The organism is Pseudomonas tritici, assembly GCF_014268275.3.
Taxonomy (GTDB): Bacteria; Pseudomonadota; Gammaproteobacteria; order Pseudomonadales; family Pseudomonadaceae; genus Aquipseudomonas; species Aquipseudomonas tritici.
This window is the reverse complement of the sequence record NZ_CP077084.1, coordinates 3750694-3771542: the sequence shown is the minus strand read 5'-3', so window position 1 is coordinate 3771542 and position 20849 is coordinate 3750694. Positions and strand designations below refer to the sequence as shown.

At 60.0% G+C, this 20849-nt stretch carries 19 protein-coding genes; 8 read left to right on the top strand and 11 right to left on the bottom strand.

The features are described from left to right. Nucleotides 1–92: 92 nt before the first annotated feature. The 10 genes from HU722_RS16855 to HU722_RS16810 form a co-directional block, all read right to left on the bottom strand. Nucleotides 93–2051 (bottom strand): acetoacetate--CoA ligase, encoded by a 1959-nt coding sequence (locus HU722_RS16855; protein WP_065890852.1) that lies wholly within the window; start codon nt 2049–2051, stop codon nt 93–95. A 168-nt stretch (nt 2052–2219) separates the two neighbouring features. Further along, nucleotides 2220–2993, bottom strand: a complete 774-nt coding sequence (locus tag HU722_RS16850; RefSeq protein WP_065880684.1) for a 3-hydroxybutyrate dehydrogenase — start codon at nt 2991–2993, stop codon at nt 2220–2222. Nucleotides 2994–3000: 7 nt separating this feature from the next. Further along, nucleotides 3001–4392 carry a GntP family permease gene (locus HU722_RS16845; RefSeq protein ID WP_065880685.1) on the bottom strand — a complete coding sequence of 464 codons (1392 nt, stop codon included), beginning with the start codon at nt 4390–4392 and terminating at the stop codon, nt 3001–3003. Nucleotides 4393–4678: 286 nt separating this feature from the next. Beyond that, nucleotides 4679–6088 (bottom strand): sigma-54 interaction domain-containing protein, encoded by a 1410-nt coding sequence (locus tag HU722_RS16840; protein ID WP_065872039.1) that lies wholly within the window; start codon nt 6086–6088, stop codon nt 4679–4681. 101 nt (nt 6089–6189) lie between these two features. Further along, on the bottom strand, nt 6190–7761 hold the full coding sequence (locus tag HU722_RS16835) for an ABC transporter ATP-binding protein (RefSeq protein WP_065890853.1): 1572 nt from the start codon (nt 7759–7761) through the stop codon (nt 6190–6192). A 10-nt stretch (nt 7762–7771) separates the two neighbouring features. Then, nucleotides 7772–8794 (bottom strand): ABC transporter permease, encoded by a 1023-nt coding sequence (locus HU722_RS16830; protein ID WP_049712947.1) that lies wholly within the window; start codon nt 8792–8794, stop codon nt 7772–7774. Then, a complete protein-coding gene (locus tag HU722_RS16825; protein WP_065890854.1) occupies nt 8794–9855 on the bottom strand; it encodes a microcin C ABC transporter permease YejB in 1062 nt (353 codons plus the stop codon). The genes HU722_RS16830 and HU722_RS16825 overlap by 1 nt, the downstream gene beginning before the upstream one ends. Further along, the gene (locus HU722_RS16820; protein WP_065890855.1) at nt 9855–11714 is read right to left on the bottom strand and encodes an extracellular solute-binding protein; all 1860 of its coding nucleotides are present in this window, start codon (nt 11712–11714) and stop codon (nt 9855–9857) included. Before HU722_RS16820 ends, HU722_RS16825 begins: the two co-directional genes overlap by 1 nt. A 130-nt stretch (nt 11715–11844) precedes the next feature. Then, complete coding sequence (locus HU722_RS16815; protein ID WP_010210937.1) at nt 11845–12126, bottom strand: peptidylprolyl isomerase; 282 nt, start codon at nt 12124–12126, stop codon at nt 11845–11847. A gap of 149 nt (nt 12127–12275) precedes the next feature. After that, nucleotides 12276–12770 carry a DUF1543 domain-containing protein gene (locus tag HU722_RS16810; protein WP_049712951.1) on the bottom strand — a complete coding sequence of 165 codons (495 nt, stop codon included), beginning with the start codon at nt 12768–12770 and terminating at the stop codon, nt 12276–12278. Between the two features lie 106 nt (nt 12771–12876). Here HU722_RS16810 and HU722_RS16805 point away from each other — a divergent pair, with 106 nt between their 5' ends. Next, complete coding sequence (locus HU722_RS16805) at nt 12877–13698, top strand: aldo/keto reductase (protein WP_065872019.1); 822 nt, start codon at nt 12877–12879, stop codon at nt 13696–13698. Nucleotides 13699–13750: 52 nt separating this feature from the next. Here the strand turns inward: HU722_RS16805 and HU722_RS16800 are convergent, their stop codons facing one another. Continuing rightward, a complete protein-coding gene (locus HU722_RS16800; protein WP_012724698.1) occupies nt 13751–14266 on the bottom strand; it encodes an Hcp family type VI secretion system effector in 516 nt (171 codons plus the stop codon). Between the two features lie 477 nt (nt 14267–14743). Between HU722_RS16800 and tssA the strand changes: the two genes are divergently transcribed. The 7 genes from tssA to HU722_RS16770 are packed head-to-tail and all read left to right on the top strand — an operon-like array spanning nt 14744 to nt 20846. Beyond that, nucleotides 14744–16297, top strand: a complete 1554-nt coding sequence (tssA, locus tag HU722_RS16795) for a type VI secretion system protein TssA (RefSeq protein WP_083213973.1) — start codon at nt 14744–14746, stop codon at nt 16295–16297. A gap of 31 nt (nt 16298–16328) precedes the next feature. Beyond that, complete coding sequence (gene tssB, locus HU722_RS16790) at nt 16329–16826, top strand: type VI secretion system contractile sheath small subunit (protein WP_065890856.1); 498 nt, start codon at nt 16329–16331, stop codon at nt 16824–16826. A gap of 28 nt (nt 16827–16854) precedes the next feature. Continuing rightward, nucleotides 16855–18330, top strand: coding sequence for a type VI secretion system contractile sheath large subunit (tssC, locus tag HU722_RS16785; RefSeq protein WP_065872016.1), 1476 nt, complete (start codon nt 16855–16857; stop codon nt 18328–18330). A 14-nt stretch (nt 18331–18344) separates the two neighbouring features. Further along, nucleotides 18345–18851, top strand: coding sequence for a type VI secretion system baseplate subunit TssE (gene tssE, locus HU722_RS16780; protein ID WP_083213974.1), 507 nt, complete (start codon nt 18345–18347; stop codon nt 18849–18851). Continuing rightward, on the top strand, nt 18794–19294 hold the full coding sequence (locus tag HU722_RS28895) for a type VI secretion IcmF C-terminal domain-containing protein (protein WP_083213975.1): 501 nt from the start codon (nt 18794–18796) through the stop codon (nt 19292–19294). The genes tssE and HU722_RS28895 overlap by 58 nt, the downstream gene beginning before the upstream one ends. Then, nucleotides 19291–20004: a PP2C family protein-serine/threonine phosphatase gene (locus HU722_RS16775; RefSeq protein ID WP_139113176.1), complete on the top strand. Its 714-nt coding sequence runs from the start codon at nt 19291–19293 to the stop codon at nt 20002–20004. The genes HU722_RS28895 and HU722_RS16775 overlap by 4 nt, the downstream gene beginning before the upstream one ends. Continuing rightward, entirely contained in the window at nt 20001–20846 is an 846-nt protein-coding gene (locus tag HU722_RS16770) for a serine/threonine-protein kinase (RefSeq protein WP_065872013.1), read from the top strand. Before HU722_RS16775 ends, HU722_RS16770 begins: the two co-directional genes overlap by 4 nt. Nucleotides 20847–20849: the final 3 nt, after the last annotated feature.

Here is a 20849-nt window from a genome sequence, read left to right as displayed (position 1 = left end):
TTATCCCGTGACTTGGGAATGAGTGACTACCCCCGAAAAATAGCATGCATTCGGGGTTTGTCTTCAAAACCGTGCGCCAAGGCTGAAACCTTTCATCCTTCAGCCAGTTCAGGGCGATCGCGAAACTGCTCCAGCGCCTGCGGGTTCGCCAGGGCGTCGGTATTCTTCACGGGCTCGCCGTGCACCACATTGCGCACCGCCAATTCGACGATCTTTCCGCTGATGGTGCGGGGGATATCGGTGACAGCGAGGATCTTCGCCGGTACATGGCGGGGTGTGGTGTTGGCGCGGATGACCTGGCGAATGTGTTGCTCCAGGGCTGCGTTCAGTTCGACACCGTCGTTGAGGCGCACGAACAGCACCACACGAACGTCGTCCTGCCAGCGTTGACCAATCGCCAGGCTTTCCAGCACCTGTGGGACTTTTTCCACCTGGCGGTAGATCTCTGCCGTGCCGATGCGTACGCCGCCCGGGTTGAGCACGGCGTCGGAACGCCCGTGAATCAGCAGGCTGCCATTGGGCCGCTGTTCGGCGTAGTCACCCTGGGCCCATACGCCGGGGAACTGGCTGAAATACGAGGCGCGCAGTTTCTGGCGCTCCGGGTCGTTCCACAGGCCGATCGGCATGGCCGGGAAATGCCGGGTGCACACCAGTTCGCCTTTTTCGCCGATCAGTGGCTGGCCCTGGTCATTCCACACCTCAATGGCCATTGCCAGGCTCTTGCACTGCATTTCGCCGCGCCGCACAGGCAACACTGGGTTGCCGATCACAAAGCAGGAGACGATATCGGTGCCGCCGGACATGGAGGACAGGCACAACTCGCCCTTGATCTCGCGATACACGTAGTCGTAGCTCTGCGGCGACAACGGTGAACCCGTTGAAATCAGGCCTTTGAGGCTGCCCAGGTCGTGGGTCAGGCGCGGTTGCAGGCCGGACTTTTCCAGCGTGGCGAGAAACTTGGGGCTGGTGCCGAACACGCTGATCTTTTCCGCGTCGATCAGGTCGATCAGCCGCTCGGGGCCTGGATGAAAAGGCGAACCGTCATACAGCACCGCCGTAGCGCCGATGGCCAGCACCGACACCAGCCAGTTCCACATCATCCAGCCGCAGGTGGTGTAGTAGAACAGGCAGTCCTCGCGCGACAGGTCGGCGTGCAGGCCGTGTTCCTTGAGGTGGGTGAGCAGCACGCCGCCGGTCCCATGGATGATGCATTTAGGGATGCCGGTGGTGCCGCTGGAATAGAGGATGTACAGCGGATGATCGAACGGCACGGCGACGAATTCCGGCTCGCCACCGGCTTGGTAGAAGTCCTGCCACAGGGTGATGCTGGCGTGGGTGCGGTAGTCCTCGACTCGCGCCTGGGGCCGTGCATAAGGCACGATGATCAACTGTTCCAGGGACGGCAGGCGCTCGAGGATTTCATTGAGCTTGGCGGTCTGGTCGATGTCCTTACCGGCATAGCGGTAACCGGCGCAGGTGATCAGCACTTTGGGTTCGATCTGGCCGAAACGGTCGATGACGCCCTGGGTGCCAAAGTCGGGCGATGAGCACGACCAGATCGCGCCCAGGCTGGTGGTCGCGAGCATGCCCACCAGGGTTTGCCAAGTGTTGGGCATGCACGCGGCAACCCGGTCGCCCTGGGTGACGCCGGCAGCGCGCAGGCTTTTTTGCAGGCCGGCCACGTGGGCGGCCAGTTCGGCGTAGGTCAATTGCTCGCGCTGGCCGTCTTCGCCGATGGCGACCACCGCCGGGTGATCGTCGCGGCGGCGCAGCAGGTGCTCGGAAAAATTCAGGGTGGCGCCGGGAAACCAGTGGGCGCTGGGCATCTCGGTGTCTTCGATCAGCACCGCCGTGGGCGGGCTGCGAAATTGCACGTCGAAGAACGCCACGATCGCCCGCCAGAAATCCGGGCGCTGGTCGATGCTCCACTGGTGCAACGCCGGGTAGTCGCTGAGCTCCACGCTGTAGCGTTCGTTGATGTAGCGGCGGAACTGGTCCATGCGCGTCTTGGCGATGCGTGCCGGGGAGGGTTGCCAGAGGATGTCGGACATACGCAAGTCTCTTATTCTTCTACGAATCTATCCAACAAAATCGACCCAATGTGGGAGCGGGCTTGCTCGCGAATGCGGTGTGTCAGCCAGAAATTTGTTACTGACCCACCGCATTCGCGAGCAAGCCCGCTCCCACATTTAGATCTCCTGTGTGTGCACGATGGGGGTCTACTGTGCCAGCCAACCGCCGTCGATATTCCACGCCGCACCGCGCACCTGGCTACCCGCCTCGCTGCACAAAAACAGCACCAACTCACCCAGCTGCGGCGGCGTGACAAACTCCAGTGACGGCTGCTTCTCCGCCAACAAATCATGCTGCGCCTGCTGCGGGTCGATGCCATTGGCGGCGCGATCATCAATCTGCTTCTGCACCAGCGGCGTCAGCACCCAGCCTGGGCAGATGGCGTTGCACGTGACGTTACTGGTCGCGGTCTCCAGGCCGACCACTTTGGTCAGCCCGATCACGCCATGCTTGGCCGCCACATACGCCGCCTTGCCCACTGAACCGACTTGCCCATGCACCGACGCGATATTGACAATGCGCCCCCAGCCCTTGGCTTTCATGCCTGGCAAGCTCAAGCGCGTGCTGTGGAACACCGAGGACAGGTTGATCGCGATGATCGAGTCCCAGCGCTCAGCCGGGAAGTCTTCCACCGCCGCGACGTGCTGGATGCCGGCGTTATTCACTAGGATATCCACGCCGCCGAATTCACGCTCGGCGTAGGCGATCATGTCGGCGATCTGCGCCGGGTCGCTGACGTCCGCCGGGTGATGGCCGACCTTGCCGCCAAACGCTTGCACTTGCGCGATCACCGCGCTGGCGTCGCCAAAGCCGTTGAGGATCAAATTGGCCCCGGCCTTTGCCAGGCTCAACGCGATACCCAGACCGATGCCGCTGGTGGAGCCGGTGACCAGGGCGGTCTTGCCGTTCAATGTCGTCATGAAAACCTCACACAATGCCGGTGGCGTAGAAAGTACCGATCACCACGAACACCGCGAGGGTCTTGATGATCGTGATGCCGAAAATGTCCTTGTAGGCTTCGCGGTGGGTCAGGCCAGTCACCGCCAACAGCGTGATCACCGCGCCGTTGTGGGGCAGGGTGTCCATGCCGCCGCTGGCCATGGCAGCCACCCGGTGCAGCACTTCAAGGGGGATATTGGCCGCATGGGCCGCCGAAATAAAGCTCTCGGACATTGCCGCCAAGGCAATGCTCATGCCGCCCGACGCGGAGCCGGTGATACCGGCCAGCAGGGTCACGGTAATTGCTTCGTTGACCAGCGGGTTGGGAATGCCTTTGAGCCAGTCTGCCAGTACCAAAAAGCCTGGCAACGAGGCAATCACTGCGCCAAAACCGTATTCCGAGGCGGTGTTCATCGCCGCCAGCAGCGCACCGCTGACCGCACTTTTACTGCCTTCGGCGAGCTTGCTTTTGATCGCCTTCCAGCCAAACACTAGCACCATGATGATGCCCACCAGCAACGCCGCCTGCACCGCCCAGATTGCGGTCAGCTTGGCGATGTCGGTGGTCACCGGCGCGCTCATGCCCGGCAGGCTGAGGCTGTGGGTCTTGCCGTACCACTGCGGGATCCAGTGGGTGAACAACAGGTTCATCACCCCCACCAGAATCAGCGGCGACAGCGCGATCCATGGGTTGGGCAGGGTCAGGTTTTCAGCGGTTTCGGGCTCGTTGCGCAGCTCGGTGCCATAGCCTTCGCCCGCGCGCTGGGCTTTGTTGCGCTGACGCGCCAGGTAGAGCATGCCGGCGCAGAACACGAAGATTGTGCCGATCAACCCCAGCCACGGCGCGGCCCAGGCTGTGGTGTTGAAGAAAGTACTGGGGATGATGTTCTGGATCTGCGGCGTGCCGGGCAGGGCGTCCATGGTGAACGAAAACGCACCTAGGGCGATGGTTGCCGGGATCAGCCGCTTGGGAATATTGCTCTGGCGAAACATCTCCGCCGCAAACGGGTACACCGCAAACACCACCACGAACAGCGACACGCCGCCATAGGTGAGCAGGGCGCAGACCAATACGATCACCAGCATCGCCTGGCGCGTGCCGAGCAAACGGATCGCGGCGGCGACAATAGAGCGCGAGAAGCCCGACAACTCGATCAGCTTGCCAAACACCGCACCGAGCAGGAACACCGGGAAATACAGTTTGATAAAGCCGACCATTTTCTCCATGAACACCCCGGTAAAGGCAGGGGCGACGGCGGACGGGTCGGTGAGCAGGACAGCGCCGAGCGCGGCGATGGGGGCGAACAGGATAACGCTATAGCCACGGTAGGCAGCCAGCATCAGCAGCGCCAGGGCTGCCAGGGCAATGATCACACTCATGGTGTGTCTCCATCGGATTGTTATTTTTGTGGGGTGAGGCTTTGGAGGAGGGCTATAGCGAGATGTGTGCCAAGATTTTAACTGATTGAAATATATAGATAATTCATGTTTTTTTGATGGCGATCTTGAACTGAGTCTCTATTTTGAGACAGATGAAGATCCAATGTGGGAGCGGGCTTGCTCGCGAATGCGGTGTGTCAGTCAAAGGATTCTTTACTGGTACACCGCATTCGCGAGCAAGCCCGCTCCCACAGTGTAATGTCTTTATATGTAGATCGGTGTCTCTTTATTGAGACTCGTTGATCCCCAACGCCACCATTTTCTTATACAACGTCGACCGCCCAAGCCCCAGCCGCTTCGCCGCCTCCACCACATTCCCCTCACACGCCTCCAACGCCGCCCCAATCACCTGCCGATCAAACCGCTCCCGCGCCACACTGAAACTCTCCCCCTCGACCGGCACCACCGCACTGCCACGCTGCACCGGGGTGAACGTACCAATCGCCGCACGAATTTCCCGGGCATCCAACACCAAGTCATCACTCAACAACGCCGCGCGCTCCAGCACGTTACGCAGCTCACGGATATTCCCCGGCCACGCATGCTGCGCCAACAACGCTAACGCTTCATGATCCAGTTCATGCTGGCTGCGCAGTTCCTCAAGGATCGCCTCACTCAACGCCGGGATATCCTCCAACCGCTCACGCAACGGCGGCACGTGGATTGGGAGCACATTCAGCCGGTAATACAGGTCCGCACGAAACTCACCGCGCTTGATTGCCGCTTCCAGGTCCATCGACGTGGCGGCTATTACCCGCACATCGCTGTGCAGCATCTCGTTGGAGCCTACTGGCTCAAATTCTTTTTCCTGCAATACCCGCAGCAATTTGCTTTGCAGCGGCAGGGGCATGTCCCCGATCTCGTCGAGGAACAGCGTGCCGCCTTGGGCGATCTGGAATTTACCGGGACGGCCCTTGCGGTCAGCACCGGTAAACGCGCCCGGTGCGGTGCCGAAGAACTCGGCTTCCAACAGGTCTGCGGGAATCGCCGCGCTGTTGACGCTGACAAAGGCCTTGTGCGCCCGCGTGGAGGCGCCGTGAATCGCCTGGGCGAGCAACTCCTTACCCGTGCCGGTTTCCCCCAGTAACAATACCGGCGATTCGGCACTCGCACTGCGCCGCGCCCGGCGTTTCACTTCAAGGCTGGCGGCGCTGGTGCCGATGAAGTGCGCGAAGTTGTATTTGCTCTGGCGCGAACGCAGCAATGAGCGGGTGGAGGCCAGCTCCTGTTGCATGCTCAGGTAACGTTCGATCAATGGCGACAGGTTGCGCAGCTCATCAAACAAGGCAAAACCAATCGCCCCGATCACCGCGCCTGCGTCGTTGTGGATCGGCAGGCGCATCACCACCAGCGGGCCTTTGGGCGTGTCCTGGATATCCAGCAGGATCGGCTGATCATTGCGCACCACCTGGCGCAGCAGGCTGTTGGAAATCACCTGTTCGCAGGGCTGGCCGATGGCTTCATCGGCGCTTTTCAGGCCGAAACGCTTGGCGTAACGCTCGTTCATCCAGACAATATTGGCGTCGCGGTCGACAATCACCGTGCCCTCGCTGGACTGCTCGATAATCTCGAACAGCGACTGGATGGCCAGGCCGCGAACCTGTTGGTAATCCTTGAGGTTATCGGTGATGTTCATGCTCATGCCACCCACACAAAATATAGATAGGATCGCGGTCCTGTGGGCGCTGGCTTGCCTGCGATGGCGCCCTTCAGATCGCTATCGCAGGCAGCCAGCGCCTACAGGGGAATGTGCGCCGCGGCTAAAAGCTCTTTGGTATAGGCATGCTGCGGCGAATCAAACACCTGGTGGCTCGCGCCGGCCTCCACCACCTTGCCGTCCTTGATCACGATCATGTCGTGGGCCATGGCGCGCACCACCGCCAGGTCATGGCTGATAAACAGGTAAGTCAGGCCGTATTTCTCTTGCAGTTCACGCAGCAGTGCCACCACTTGTTTCTGCACCGTACGATCGAGGGCCGAGGTGGGTTCGTCCAGCAGCATCAGCGCCGGCTTGAGCACCAGGGCGCGGGCGATGGCGATACGTTGGCGCTGACCGCCAGAAAACTCATGCGGATAACGGTGCCGGCTGGCAGGGTCAAGGCCCACGTCCTTGAGCACCTGAACCACCTGTGCATCGCGATCGGCCAGGCTGCACGGTGCGTGCACTTCCAGGCCTTCGCTGATGATCTGCTCCACGGTCATGCGCGGGCTGAGGCTGCCGTAAGGGTCCTGGAACACCACCTGCATCTGCTTGCGCCATGGGCGCATTTGCTGGTTATTCAGCGGGTCGAGGGCTGCACCCTGGAAGCGGATGCTGCCGCTGGAGTCGAGCAAACGCAGGATCGCCTGGCCCAAGGTGGATTTACCCGAGCCAGACTCGCCGACGATCCCCAGGGTCTTGCCGCGCTGCACGCTGAGGCTGATGCCATCCACCGCACGCAGATAGGTTTTGCTCCGAAACAGGCCGCTGCTCAGCGGGAATTGCACGCTCAGGTCGTCGACCTGCAACACCGTCTCGCGCTCATCGCTGCACAGCGCATCACCGGCCGGTTCAGCATCCAGCAGCAGGCGGCTGTAAGGGTGCTGAGGCGAATTGAACAGGGTCTGGCAGTCGGCCTGTTCGACAATCTCCCCGGCGCGCATTACGCACACGCGTTGGGCAATGCTGCGCACCAGGTTGAGGTCATGGCTGATCAGCAGCAGCGACATGCCCAGGCGTTGCTGTAAGGACTTGAGCAGCAGCAGGATCTTGCGCTGCACGGTCACGTCCAGGGCGGTGGTGGGTTCGTCGGCGATCAGCAACTCCGGCTCGCAGGCCAGGGCCATGGCGATCATCACCCGCTGGCGTTGGCCACCGGAGAGCTGGTGCGGGTAGGCCTTAAGCCGCTCCTGGGGTTTCTGGATACCCACCAGCTCCAGCAATTCGAGGATGCGCGCCTGCGCCGCCTTGCCGCCCAGGCCCTTGTGCAGCAGCAGGGTTTCGCCGATCTGCTTTTCGATGCTGTGCAGTGGATTGAGGGAGGTCATCGGCTCCTGGAAGATCATCGCAATGCGGTTGCCGCGCAGCTTTTGCAGGGTAGCCGCTGAGGCACCGATCAATTCCTGGCCTCGATACTTCACCGAACCTGTGGTTTGCGTACCGGCTTCGGGCAGCAATTGCAGGATCGAATGGGCCGTCACCGACTTGCCCGAGCCCGACTCGCCGACCAGCGCCAGGCATTCGCCGGGGCGCACATCCAGGCTCAGGTTGCGCACCACGGTCTGGCCAGTGAACGCGACGCTGAGGTCGCGGATTTCGATCAGGTTCATACGGGAGCACTCATGAACGGGGGTCGAAGGCATCACGCAATGCCTCGCCGATAAAGACCAGCAGCGACAGGATCAGCGCCAAGGTGAAAAACGCCGTCAGGCCCAGCCACGGCGCTTGCAGGTTCTGTTTACCCTGGGCGATCAGTTCGCCCAGCGAGGCGCTGCCTGCCGGCATGCCAAAGCCCAGGAAGTCCAGGGCGCTCAAGGTCGAAATCGCCCCCGTCAAGATAAACGGCAGGTAGCTCAACGTCGCGGTCATCGCGTTGGGCAGGATATGCCGGCGAATGATCTTGCCGTCACCCAACCCCAACGCTCGGGCGGCCTTGACGTATTCCAGGTTGCGCCCGCGCAGGAACTCGGCGCGCACCACATCCACCAGGGCCAGCCAGGAAAACAGCGCCATGATCCCCAGCAGCCACCAGAAATTCGGCTCGACAAAGCCGGACAGGATGATCAGCAGGTACAGCACCGGCAGCCCCGACCACACCTCCAGAACGCGCTGGCCAATCAAATCCACCCAGCCACCGTAGTAGCCCTGCAAGGCACCCGCGGCAATGCCGATGGCGGCGCTGATCGCCGTGAGCGCCAAGGCAAACAGGATCGACACCCGTGCGCCAAAGATCACCCGCGCCAACACATCCCGCGACTGGTCATCGGTGCCCAGCCAGTTCACCGTTGAAGGTGGGCTGGGGGCAGGGCGGGTCAGTTCGTAGTTGGGCGTGTCATCGCTGAACGGGATCGGCGGGAACAGCATCCAGCCGCCGTCTTGTTTGATCAGCTTTTGCACGTAATCGCTGCGATAGTCGGCCTGGAACGGCAGCTGGCCGCCGAATTGCTGCTCGGTGTAACGCTTGAATACCGGGAAATACAGCTCGTTCTTGAAGCTCAGCACCAAAGGCTTGTCATTGGCGATCAACTCGCCGCCGAGGGTCAGGATAAACAGGCCGATAAACAGCCACAGCGACCACCAGCCGCGACGGTTCTTCTTGAACCGCTCGAAACGCCGACGGGCAACGGGAGACAAATTAAGCATCAGGCGTTCCTCGCGGCGAAGTCGATACGCGGGTCCACCAAGGTGTAGCAGAGGTCACCGATCAGTTTTATCAAGAGGCCGAACAACGTGAAGATAAACAACGAGCCGAATACCACCGGATAGTCCCGCGATACGGCGGCTTCGTAGCTCATGCGGCCCAGGCCGTCGAGGGAGAAGATCACTTCGATCAGCAAGGAACCGGCGAAGAACACACTGATAAACGCCTGGGGAATGCCCGAGATCACAAGCAACATGGCGTTGCGGAATACATGACCGTACAGCACGCGTCTTTCGCTCAAACCTTTGGCGCGTGCGGTAACCACGTACTGGCGCGTGATTTCATTGAGGAACGAGTTTTTGGTGAGGATCGTCAGCGTGGCGAAACCGCCAATCACCAACGACGTCACCGGCAATACCAGGTGCCAGAAATAATCGGCGATCTTGCCCACGGTGCTCAGTTCTTCGAAGTTTTCCGAGACCAGCCCGCGCACCGGGAACCAGTTCAGCGAGGTGCCGCCGGCAAAAACCACGATCAGGAACATCGCAAACAAGAAGGCTGGCATGGCATAGCCGATGACGATCGCGGTGCTGCTCCACACATCGAAGCTGCTGCCGTGGCGCACGGCCTTGCGAATGCCCAGGGGGATCGACACCAGGTAGGTGATCAGCGTTGCCCATAAACCAAGTGAAATGGTCACGGGCATTTTTTCCAGGATCAGGTCGATCACTGTTTTGCCGCGAAAGAAGCTGTTACCAAAATCCAACTGGGCATAGCTCTTGAGCATCAGCCACAGGCGTTCCGGCGCGGGCTTGTCGAAACCGTATTGTTTTTCGATGTCCTTGATCAACTTCGGGTCCAGGCCACGACTGGCGCGGGAACCGCTGCTGATGCCTTCGCCGGATGAACCCCCGACACCACCGCCGCCGATGCCTTGCAGGTGGGCGATGGCTTGCTCAACCGGACCGCCGGGGGCGGCCTGTACGATCACAAAATTTACCAGCAGGATGATCACCAGCGTCGGGATGATCAGCAACAAGCGCCGCACGATATAGGCAAACATCAGCGCGAACCTCCGCGTTTTTTCAGCTCGGCTGTCATTTGTTCATTCGTCAGTGGCGTGGGGCTGATTTCCCACCAGGTTTCCAAGGCTTCGTCGTTCTTCGCCTCGATGGCCGGGCGACCGAAGCGGTTCCACCACGCGGCCGAGGTGCCCGGTGGGTAGTAGTTGGGGATCCACAGGTAATTCCATTGCAGTACCCGGTCCAGCGCGTGGGCGTAGGTGAGCATCTGCGCCTGGGTATCGGCCTTGACCAAGCCCTTGATCAAGGTGTCGACGGCCGGGTCCTTGAGCACCATGTAGTTATTGGCGCCGGGGTCATAGGCCGCCGCCGAGCCGAAGTAGTTGTACAGCTCCATGCCGGGCGACGTGGTAACCGGGAAGCCGATTACGATCATGTCGTAATCTCGCGTCATGATTCGGTTTACATACTGCGAGGAGTCGATACGGCGGATATTCAAGGTGATGCCGATCTGGGCCAGGTTGCGTTTGTACGGCAGCAGCAGACGCTCGAGGCCGTTCTGCGTATTGAGGAAGGTGAACTCCAGCGGCTCGCCCTCGGCGTTCACCAGTTTATCGCCTTCAGGTTTCCAGCCGGCTTCTTCCAGCAAGGCCAGGGCTTGCAACTGCTTGTCGCGGATCATGCCGCTGCCATCGGTCACCGGTGCCTTGAAGACCTGGGTGAAGACCTCGTCGGGAATCTGGCCGCGCAAGGGCTCAAGAATCGCCAGCTCTTCTTTGCTGGGTAACTGACTGGCAGCCAGCGGGCTATTAGAGAAGAAGCTCTGCTGGCGGATGTACATGTTGCGCATCATCTGCCGATTGGCCCATTCGAAGTCCCACAGCATCGCGAGCGCCTGGCGCACGCGGCGGTCCTTGAACATCGGCTTTTGCACGTTGAACACATAACCCTGGGCCGCTTGCGGCATCTGCTTGGCCAAATGAGCGCGTTGCAGGCGGCCATCATCGAGGGCCGGGCCGTTGTAGCCGATGGAATAACCGGTGGCGGAAAATTCGCGGTTGAAATCGTAGGCGCCGCCGCGCAAGACCTGGCGGGCCACTTCGGTGTCACCGAAATATTCCAGGCTCAAGTGATCGAAGTTGTACAGGCCGCGGCTGACAGGCAAGTCCTTGCCCCACCAATTCGGGTCGCGGGTAAAGGTGATGGTGCTGCCGGAGTCGATCTTGGTGATCGTGTACGGACCGCTGCCCAGTGGGGCCTCGTAACCGCCACCATTGGCGAAATCACGGGTTTTCCACCAGTGCTCGGGGAAGACGGGCAGGGTGGCAATGTCCAGGGGCAGGGTGCGGTTTTCATTGCTGGAGAAGTCAAAACGCACCTGGCGCTCGCCTTCGACTTCGACGTGCTTGACGTCGGCGAACAGCGTGCGAAAACGCAGGCTGCCCTGGGTCATCAACAGGTCGAAGCTGTAGCGCACGTCTTCGGCGGTGATTGGCTTGCCGTCGGCAAAACGTGCCTTGGGGTTGAGGAAAAAGCGCAGCGACAGGCCGTCCTCGGCGCGTTCCATTTTTTCGGCGACCAGGCCGTAGACCGTATAGGGCTCATCCAGGGAGCGCTGGGCGAGGGGCGCGTATAGCCAGCCGTCGACCTGGGAAACGCCGATGCCCTTGTCGATATACGGCAGCACATGGTCGAAACGCCCGATCTCAATGGCCGAGCGGCGCAGGCTGCCGCCCTTGGGGGCATTCGGGTTGGCGTAGTCGAAATGGCTAAAGCCGGCGGGGTACTTGGCCGGTTCGCCGTATACCGTCAGGTAAGGTTGGGGCGCCGCAATCACGGCGGTGCTGGCCAGCAGCAGGGCCAGGGTCGAGCTAAACAGGTAGGAAAAAGCCAATCGCATTGTCAGCCTTGAACGCCGTGTGAAGTAGAAAAGGGATTTGTACGCTAACGGCATCAGCGTCGCCAGTCATCACATGCACAACGGCCCACCAAAAGGCGGGCCGTTGTTTATAGCATCAGCGCAGACTGGATCAGTCCTGGCGGCTGGTGACTTCCAGCAGGTGGTAGCCGAACTGGGTTTTCACCGGGCCTTGCACGGTGTTGACCGGGGCGCTGAATACGACAGTGTCGAACTCTTTTACCATCTGGCCTGGACCGAACGAGCCCAGGTTGCCGCCGTCGCGGCTGGACGGGCAGCTGGAGTTGGCTTTGGCGATTTCTGCGAAATCGGCGCCGCCTTCGATTTGGGCCTTGAGTTCGTTGCACTTGTCTTCAGTGGAAACGAGGATGTGACGGGCGGTGGCTTTGGCCATGGGAAGTAACTCCTTGAGTAAAAAGGGTGAGCCTACCGGATTCAGTCGGTTATTTCCTGGCAAAGTTCCACTGGATTTTGGGTACTGCACTAAACCTGAGCAGGCATCTATCCATCGTTAAGCTGCTTCGGCGTAGCGTTCATACCCGTTCAAAGCAAGACGATATAGTCGTTTTGCTGGAGGATGGGCCGGTGCGGGCCTTGCACTAAATGCACATAACGGCCGTCCACCAGATCGATGGGGAGGCAGTCGTCTATGTCCATCACGGCGTCAGTATGGGCCTGGGACCAGTGGCGCAGCATCTGTTGCTTGCCTTTGCTCATCGCTTCCTGCTTGTTGCGTGCGACCACCAGCAGATAGTGGTGGGCCTCGCCAAAGCTATTGGCTTCATAACCGCCCAGGTTGATGAAATACAGGTGATGCGCGCCGGCAGACGGTGCCAAGTGGCTTATCTCGACTTTCCAGCCGTCGACGCCGTCCACTGCCATCCACGAATCGATATGCACGCCCTTGGGGCTGCCGAACCAGTCAGCGCGTAATTGCGGGTAGGCCGCTTCCAGCGTGTCCGCCACAGCGAATACCACATCGTGCACTTCAATCTTTGCGCGTGGGTGCTTACCCCCGAGCATGACGACAAACAGCATTGCAGGTTCTTCCTGGCGACTTGGCAAAGGCTAACCATACTTCGATTGAACCCTTTTGTCCGGTCAATGCCACACTGTTAATCCGCGAACTTATCAGGAGGTTGTCATGCGTACCATTGATCTGGCGGGCGTTCCCGTCCCTGTCATCGGCCAGGGAACCTGGCGCATGGGCGAAAACCCCGACCAGCACCGCGCCGAAGTCGCGGCGTTGCAACTGGGCATTGATGAGGGCATGACCCTGATCGATACCGCCGAAATGTATGGCGAGGGTGGTGCTGAAACAGTCGTCGGCGAAGCCATTCGCGGTCGGCGTGACCAGGTGTTCCTGGTGAGCAAGGTCTACCCGCACAACGCCAGTCACAAAGGCGTTCCCCGTGCCTGTGAAGCCAGCCTCCAACGCCTGGGCACGCACTACATTGATCTATATCTGTTGCACTGGCGCGGCCAATATCCTCTTGAAGAAACCGTCGACGCCTTTGAGCGCTTGCGCGAAGCCGGCAAGATTGGCCGCTGGGGCGTCTCCAATTTCGACGTGGCCGACCTGCAGGAGCTCGCATCTCCAGCCTGCGCCACCAACCAAGTGCTCTACAACATCGAGGAGCGTGGTATCGAATTCGACCTGCTGCCCTGGTGGCAACAGCATCACTTGCCCTTGATGGCGTACTGCCCGATCGCCCAGGGTGGCGAGCTGTTGGCCAGCCCGACCCTCAAGCAGATAGCGCGGCGCCACGAGGTTACGCCCGCCCAGGTTTCCCTGGCCTGGGTGTTGCGCCAGGACGGTGTTATCGCGATACCCAAGGCCGTCACCCCCGAGCACGTGCGACTCAACGCAGCGGCCGCCAAGCTGGTACTGGATGAGCACGACTTGGACGCTATCGATCGCGTGTTTGGCGCGCCCAAGCGCAAGCACCCGTTGGCGATGGTTTAGCCAACTGGCAGGAACGGCGTCTTCCTTGGCGCCGTTCCTGTATCAATTCTCCCTAGCCCGCAACCGGGCTGCGCCAGTCATCAGACCCCGATGTCCCGGACACTTCATGGGTCCACACGATCTTGCGATACGTGAAGTACACATCTTCCAGGTGCGTGAAATGGGCGTTGTCCGGGTCCTGGCAATTGGGCATGCGTGACTGGATGTCAACGATGGTCGCCCCCTCCAACTCAATGGTGAAGTAGTGTTCCTGGGTGCCGGCCGACGAGGTGCGCAACCATTCCAGCCGACACTTGACCTCTTCGCCGCTGGTCAATGCGCTGAACAGCAATGGCGAAGACTTATCGAAGACCTTGCTGATCATCAAGGGCTTATGGACCCTCTGGCCCGTTGGCTGGCCCGACTGCGGATCGCGGGGAATGATCACCTGATGAGCAAAGGCCTGGACCAGGATCTGGTCCTCATGGCCTTCCTGATAAATGTTACCTACCGAGTCCTGGGTAAACGTGCCTGCCGTAATCAAACCTTGTTTGACACCGGTGATGGAGAGATACGCGGGTGTTGGCATGACGGGTTTCCTTGCCTGATTAATGAGGTAGTCCCAACCGATAAATGTGCCGGCTGGGCAAATACCTATAACAAGAAGCGTGCCTGAAAGTACGTCGCCCAATAAAATTAGGGGGGCAGCGTTATATGTGCATGGAATTTCTATGAGATAGGCGAGTTTTAATTGCTTTGGACGGTATTTGATTGCGCAGCGGTGCGCATTTAGTTGCTCAGATAGATCGCTTGGTAAAACTTACAGTTTTCGAAGAGGTCGAGCATCTACAGTTGTTTAAGTGCGCAAAAAGCTGCGCATTCGTCGATTTAGGATTTTTGTAGGAAAAGGATTAAGTGTAATTCCGTCGCTTGCTGAATGTTATAGGTGTGGCTAAGGTTTGGGAGCTTTGCAGGGGTTTCTGCAAAGTACAGATGGCTTTCTGATGTGCAGTTTTAAATGTGATTAGTTGGCCTTTTTGTCTCGGTTAGTTGCGCGCGGTGCCAAATGTCTTATTCGGACGAGCTTTGTGATTATTGGCTTGAAGTTGCACGTTCGCCGTGTACGCAAACACGTTTTGCGGGCAGCGATATGCGCTTTTCAAGTGAGTATGAAGTCTTGGAATCAGAGCTGGCCAAGGTGCAGTCGATTCATGGCAACGGCCAGCCCGATTGGCATAAGGTCCTGGAAACCAGCGAGATCCTGTTACGCCAGCAGTCCAAGGATCTGAAGGTGGCCGTCTGGCTGACCTGGGCGCTGCACCAGCGTGAATCCTTCCCAGGCTTACTGGCCGGGCTCGGGTTGCTGCGTTATCTCTGCGAGCATCATTGGTCGGCGGTCTACCCTGAAAAACCGCGCACCCGTGGCGCGGCATTCGGATGGTTGGTGTTGCGCCTTGAGCCCCTGTTTATGCAGGGCCCGCCGCTGCAGAACCAGCAGCCTCTATTCCGTGCCGTGCTTGAGCACCTGATATGCCTCGATGAGCTGTGGACCAAGCACTTGGGCGATGACGCGCCGTTGCTGCTGCCGATACGCAGGCAATTGGCCCAGCGATTGGAGCGGGCTGCGCAGGGCGACGCCCCGGCGGTGGGGTTGAATGGCGTCATTGCGCAGGTCAAGCAGGCGACCAGCCAATTGCTCAAACCCGAAGGGGTGGTGGACAACGAAAAAGACGCCAGCAAGTTGCTGCGTACGTTGCAGGAACAAGCCCGTTCCCTGTGTGCCTGGTGGTTGCGCCAGAACGCTACTGACCTGCGCGCGCTGCGCCTGAATCGAACATTGACATGGCTGGCACTCGCCAGCTACCCGGATGCCGATAATGAGCGGGTCACCGCCTTGCGCGGGCCAGCCCCCGACAAGCTCAAGCGTTATCACGAACGTTTTGCCCAAGGCCATCACGCCGACCTGGTGCTTGAACTCGACGCCAGTCTCTGCGGTGCGATGTTCTGGTTCGATGGGTTGCGCATGCTCTGGCAATGCCTGGAGGCCTTGCAGGCCGAACAGGCCATGACCGAGCTGGAAGTGACCTTCGCTCTGTTGTTGCAACGCTTGCCTGAGCTGCCGGCCTTTCGCTTTCACGACGGCGCCCCTTTTGCCGATGCCGTCACGCGCGACTGGATCACGCTGCAGGTTGCGCGTCATCTACAAATGCCCGAATCACCTGCAGCGGTGGTTGATGCTGAAGCCGAGCCCTGGGAGATCGCCTTGCAAGGCGTGGCGCCCCGGCTGCTAAAGGACGGGCTCAAGGCCGCCATCCATGAACTCAAGCAAGGCATGCACGCCGCTCGCAGTGATCGCGCGCGTTTTTATTGGCGGCTGGCCCAGGCGCGCCTGTGTGTACAGGCCGGCAAACATGAGCTGGCGAAGATCCAGCTCGAACACCTCGACCACGAATTGCAACGTACGGGCCTGGAACGCTGGGAGCCGGAGCTGGCCCTTCAAGTCACCCAGCTTTTGTATCGCTGCTGCGATCTGCTGCCACAAAACCACGCCGTGCGCGAACGCAAGGAAGACACCCACCGCAGGCTGTGCCTCTTCGATCTGGAAGCGGTACTTGAATAGGCTTTCGAGCCACTTAAAAAGGAGATACACCATGGCCAAAGAAGGTTCGGTAGCCCCCAAGGAACGTATCAATATCACGTTCAAACCCGCCATCGGCGGCGCGCAGGAAGACGTCGAACTGCCATTGAAATTGTTGGTGCTGGGCGATTTCACCCAGCGTGAGGATGTGCGCAAGCTCGAAGATCGCAAGCCTATCGCGATCGACAAGAACACCTTGGATGACGTGTTGGCCAAACAGGCGTTGAGCTTGACGCTCAACGTGCCCAACCGCCTGCAGGAGGAGGCAGACGTTGGGGAACTGGCCATTCAGGTCCGCATTAATTCCATGAAGGATTTCAATCCCGCGAACCTGGTTGAACAGGTTCCCGAGCTGCACAAGCTGATGGCGTTGCGCGAGGCACTTATGGCGCTGAAAGGACCATTGGGCAACACCCCGAGCTTTCGCAAGGCTATCGAACAGGCCCTGGCCGATGACGAGTCCCGCACCCGGGTATTGGCGGAGCTGGGGCTGGACACCCCCGACACCTGACATTTTTCAGTAAAAGGACACTGACCACATGACTACACAACAGCACCCGCTACCTGCACCAACCGCTGACCAGTACAGCATCCTCGACAACATAGTTGCGCAGACACTACTGAGTGCGGACGACGAGGCGTATGGCATTGCCAAACGTGGCGTCTCAGCGTTTATCGAAGAGTTGATCAAGCCGCAAAACCGTGGCGAGCCCGTCAAGAAACGCTTGGTCGACCGCATGATTGCCGAGATCGACACAAAGCTCAGCCTGCAAATGGACGAAATTTTGCACCACCCGGACTTCCAGGCGCTGGAAGCCTCCTGGAAAGGGCTGCAATTGCTGGTCGACCGCACCAACTTTCGCGAGAACATCAAGATCGAGCTGCTGAACGTCTCCCGTCAAGACCTGCTGGAAGACTTCGAAGACTCACCGGAAGTGACTCAGTCCGGGTTGTACAAACATATCTACAGTGCTGAATACGGTCAGTTTGGTGGCCAGCCTGTGGGTGCGATTATCGCCAACTACTTCCTGTCACCCAGCGCGCCCGATGTGAAGCTGATGCAGTACGCATCCAGTGTGGCTTGCATGGCCCATGCGCCTTTTATCGCTGCCGCCGGGCCGGCGTTCTTCGGATTGGAAAGTTTCACCGGTTTACCGGACCTCAAGGATCTGAAAGACCATTTCGAAGGCCCGCAATTTGCCAAATGGCAAAGCTTCCGCCAAAGCGAAGACGCGCGTTATGTCGGGTTGACGGTACCGCGATTCCTGCTTCGTACGCCCTACGATCCCCTTGAATGTCCAGTCAAGACCTTCGCCTACCATGAAAACGTGGTCAACAGCCATGAGCACTACCTGTGGGGCAATACTGCCTACGCCTTTGCCACGCGCCTGACTGACAGTTTCGCGCGGTTTCGCTGGTGCCCGAACATCATCGGCCCGCAAAGCGGTGGGGCAGTGGAAGACTTGCCTTTGCATCACTTCCACAGCATGGGCGAAATCGAAACCAAGATTCCGACTGAAGTACTGGTGTCCGACCGTCGTGAATACGAACTGGCACAAGAGGGCTTCATTGCCTTGACAATGCGCAAGGGAAGCGACAATGCCGCGTTTTTCTCCGCCAGCTCGGTACAAAAGCCGAAATATTTTGGCCTCAGTCCCGAAGGCAAGGAAGCCGAGCTGAATTACCGCTTGGGTACCCAGTTGCCTTACATGATGGTGGTCAATCGCCTGGCCCACTACCTCAAGGTCCTTCAGCGCGAGCAACTGGGGGCGTGGAAGGAACGCACCGACCTTGAACTGGAACTCAATAAATGGATTCGCCAGTACGTGGCCGACCAGGAAAACCCCAGCGCCGAGGTGCGTGGGCGGCGCCCCTTGCGCGCAGCGCGCATTGTTGTCAGTGACGTCGACGGCGAGCCCGGCTGGTATCGCGTCAACCTGAGTGTACGGCCGCACTTCAAGTACATGGGGGCAGACTTCACGCTGTCCCTGGTTGGCAAGCTCGACAAAGAATGAGCAGAGGCCAGGGAATGCCCCACCACCAAAATCTTTTCGAGCGCCTCGCGGCTGCCCCCGCATGTGGAGTGACATCCGTCGCCATCCATCTCGGGAAAATGCTCAGTATCCGTGCAGGCAGCGTACAGACGCTGCCGGACTACGGTTTGCCCGACCTCAATGATATGAATCAGAGCCTGCATGAATCATTGAGTCAGTCGCGTCTGTTGATCGAGCGATTTATCCGAGCCTACGAGCCGCGCTTGAAGCATGTGCGGGTCACAACACTGCCACGGGATCATGACCCATTGGCCCTGGCGTTCGCTATCGAAGCCACGCTGATGGTCAAGGGCATCCGCCAGCCCGTGGTGTTCACCGCGCGGCTAGCGATTTCCAGGAGTTCTTCAAACCACGGGGCGCCATGGCGCGCTTTTATGAGGGTTACCTGCGGCCATTTGTCAGTGTCGAGGGCTCCCGTTATCGCATGCGGGCCCTGGAAGGCCGCAGCCTGCCGATGGCGCGCTCGCTCCTCGACCAACTGACCAAGGCACAGACCATTCGCCAGGGGTTTTTCACTGAGGACCAGGGTGATTGGGCCGTGCGTTTTACGCTGGCGCCCTACAGCCTGGACCAGGCCGTCAGCCGGGCGACGCTGCGAGTGGGCGACCAGCAGCTGGAGTACCGTCACGGCCCAATCGTGCCGATGGCGTTTCATTGGCCGAACGAGGCAGAAAGCGGTCGCAGCAGCCTGGTGCTGGAGCGCGGTGCGGAGCGGCCCCTTGGGATTGAAAAAGACAGTGGCGCCTGGTCGTTGTTCCGGTTTTTCGACCTGATGCAAAGCGAGCCTGCCAGTGGAAGGAATGCGCAGATACTCAAAGCCGACCTGGCTGGCCTGCGTGCTAATTACCTGCTCACCAGTCAACGCAACCCAAGCCCGTTCCAGATGGCGACATGGCGCACCTTCCGCCTGCCGGAGCAACTGTGAGCAGGGCGCACCCTTGGCGAAGTGCCGGGCGCACGGCGCAAGGCAAGCGCCGTGCGCGCAATGAGGACGCGTTCCTGGATTGCCCGCAAGGTGGTTGTTGGGCGGTCGCCGATGGAATGGGTGGCCATCAAGCAGGCAATGTCGCCAGCCAATGGGTGGTCAGCAGCCTTGCTGCGCTGCCGGGCCAAGGCGGCTTCGATCAACGGATCGGGGCTGTGCAACGCTGCCTGAGAGGCCTCGACAGTCAGTTGCAACCTGCCGATGGCGTGGCGGGCATCATGGGCAGTACGGTGGTGGTGCTGTTACTCGAACACGACCGTGCGGCCTGTATCTGGGCAGGAGACAGTCGATGCTACCTTTGGCGTGGGCAGCGCCTGTACCAGCTCTCGCGTGACCACTCCCTACAGCAACACCTCATGGATAAGCAGCAACTGAGTCCAGAAATGGCCCAGGCTCATCCAGGCGCAAGGGCGTTGACCCGTGCAGTTGGAGCCCGGCAGCCACTGAGCCTCGAGATACTGGAGCTGCGTACCCATCCCGGAGATGTGTTTTTGTTGTGCAGCGATGGTCTGTACCAAGGGCTCAGCTGCAGGGAACTGGGGAGGGCCATGAGTGCAGGTACGCCACGGCAGGTGGTGGAGCAGCTATTCAGCGACGTATTGCGGGGGCCGGCGCGGGATGACCTCACCGCCGTGGTGGTCCAGTCATGAGCGCGGCGGCAGGTCCGCCTAACCTGCTGGCGGGGCGCTATCAGCTTGAACGAATCCTGGGTACCGGGGGCATGGGCGTGGTCTATCGGGCCCGGGACCTGATGCATGAGGCGTTCGGCGAGCCCGACTGCCGTGTGGCGCTGAAGCTGTTGGGCGAGACCCTTTCTGCCTCCGACGACGCTCATGTGTTGCTATACAGCGAATTCGCCCTGACCCGAAGTCTGCGCCATGACCATGTGGTACGCGCATTTTCATTCGAGGTAGACACCACGCACCAACTGGCATTTTTCACTATGGAAGTGATGCCGGGCCTGACCCTGGATCGCATGCTCCCGGAGTGTCCGCAGGGACTGGCATGGCAGGAGCTGCAACCCATGGCCCTGCAATTGCTGGATGCACTGGCCTATATCCATCGGCAAGGCGTCCTGCATGGGGATGTGAAACCGGCGAATATCATGGTGGGGGAGCAAGGGATACGCTTGTTCGATTTTGGCCTGGGCCATGCCGAGGCGCAGGCAAAAGCTGGGTTGCCGAGCTTGAGCCGCAGTCGCCTGAATGCCTGGACGCCGGCGTATGCGGCGCCTGAGCTGATAGCGGGAGGGGGGCCGTCGGCCAGTGCCGATTTGTACGGGGCTGCCTGCGTGCTCTATGAACTGGCCGAAGGCCGGCGCCCCGGCGAGCGCCAGCAGAATCAGCGACTGCGTCGGCCCAGGCAGCTGCCCAGGCACTGTTGGCCTTCGTTGTGTTCAGCATTGGCGATGGACCCCGAGCAGCGAACGGTAGGCGTCGCCGAGTTGCGCGATGCGTTGGCGGGCCGGCGTCGTTGCTGGTTCCTGAGCTAGTGC

Excerpts from the sequence above, each read along its gene's own strand:
- tssC (WP_065872016.1), top strand. The coding sequence starts at position 16,855 with ATGACTACACAACAGCACCCGCTACCTGCACCAACCGCTGACCAGTAC.
- HU722_RS16770 (WP_065872013.1), top strand. The coding sequence starts at position 20,001 with ATGAGCGCGGCGGCAGGTCCGCCTAACCTGCTGGCGGGGCGCTATCAG.
- tssA (WP_083213973.1), top strand. The coding sequence starts at position 14,744 with ATGTCTTATTCGGACGAGCTTTGTGATTATTGGCTTGAAGTTGCACGT.
- HU722_RS16830 (WP_049712947.1), bottom strand. The coding sequence starts at position 8,794 with ATGCTTAATTTGTCTCCCGTTGCCCGTCGGCGTTTCGAGCGGTTCAAG.
- HU722_RS16850 (WP_065880684.1), bottom strand. The coding sequence starts at position 2,993 with ATGACGACATTGAACGGCAAGACCGCCCTGGTCACCGGCTCCACCAGC.
- HU722_RS16840 (WP_065872039.1), bottom strand. The coding sequence starts at position 6,088 with ATGAACATCACCGATAACCTCAAGGATTACCAACAGGTTCGCGGCCTG.
- tssE (WP_083213974.1), top strand. The coding sequence starts at position 18,345 with ATGCCCCACCACCAAAATCTTTTCGAGCGCCTCGCGGCTGCCCCCGCA.
- HU722_RS16810 (WP_049712951.1), bottom strand. The coding sequence starts at position 12,770 with ATGCTGTTTGTCGTCATGCTCGGGGGTAAGCACCCACGCGCAAAGATT.
- HU722_RS16845 (WP_065880685.1), bottom strand. The coding sequence starts at position 4,392 with ATGAGTGTGATCATTGCCCTGGCAGCCCTGGCGCTGCTGATGCTGGCT.
- HU722_RS16855 (WP_065890852.1), bottom strand. The coding sequence starts at position 2,051 with ATGTCCGACATCCTCTGGCAACCCTCCCCGGCACGCATCGCCAAGACG.
- HU722_RS16805 (WP_065872019.1), top strand. The coding sequence starts at position 12,877 with ATGCGTACCATTGATCTGGCGGGCGTTCCCGTCCCTGTCATCGGCCAG.
- HU722_RS16800 (WP_012724698.1), bottom strand. The coding sequence starts at position 14,266 with ATGCCAACACCCGCGTATCTCTCCATCACCGGTGTCAAACAAGGTTTG.
- HU722_RS16820 (WP_065890855.1), bottom strand. The coding sequence starts at position 11,714 with ATGCGATTGGCTTTTTCCTACCTGTTTAGCTCGACCCTGGCCCTGCTG.
- HU722_RS16835 (WP_065890853.1), bottom strand. The coding sequence starts at position 7,761 with ATGAACCTGATCGAAATCCGCGACCTCAGCGTCGCGTTCACTGGCCAG.
- HU722_RS16825 (WP_065890854.1), bottom strand. The coding sequence starts at position 9,855 with ATGTTTGCCTATATCGTGCGGCGCTTGTTGCTGATCATCCCGACGCTG.
- tssB (WP_065890856.1), top strand. The coding sequence starts at position 16,329 with ATGGCCAAAGAAGGTTCGGTAGCCCCCAAGGAACGTATCAATATCACG.
- HU722_RS16815 (WP_010210937.1), bottom strand. The coding sequence starts at position 12,126 with ATGGCCAAAGCCACCGCCCGTCACATCCTCGTTTCCACTGAAGACAAG.
- HU722_RS28895 (WP_083213975.1), top strand. The coding sequence starts at position 18,794 with ATGCGGGCCCTGGAAGGCCGCAGCCTGCCGATGGCGCGCTCGCTCCTC.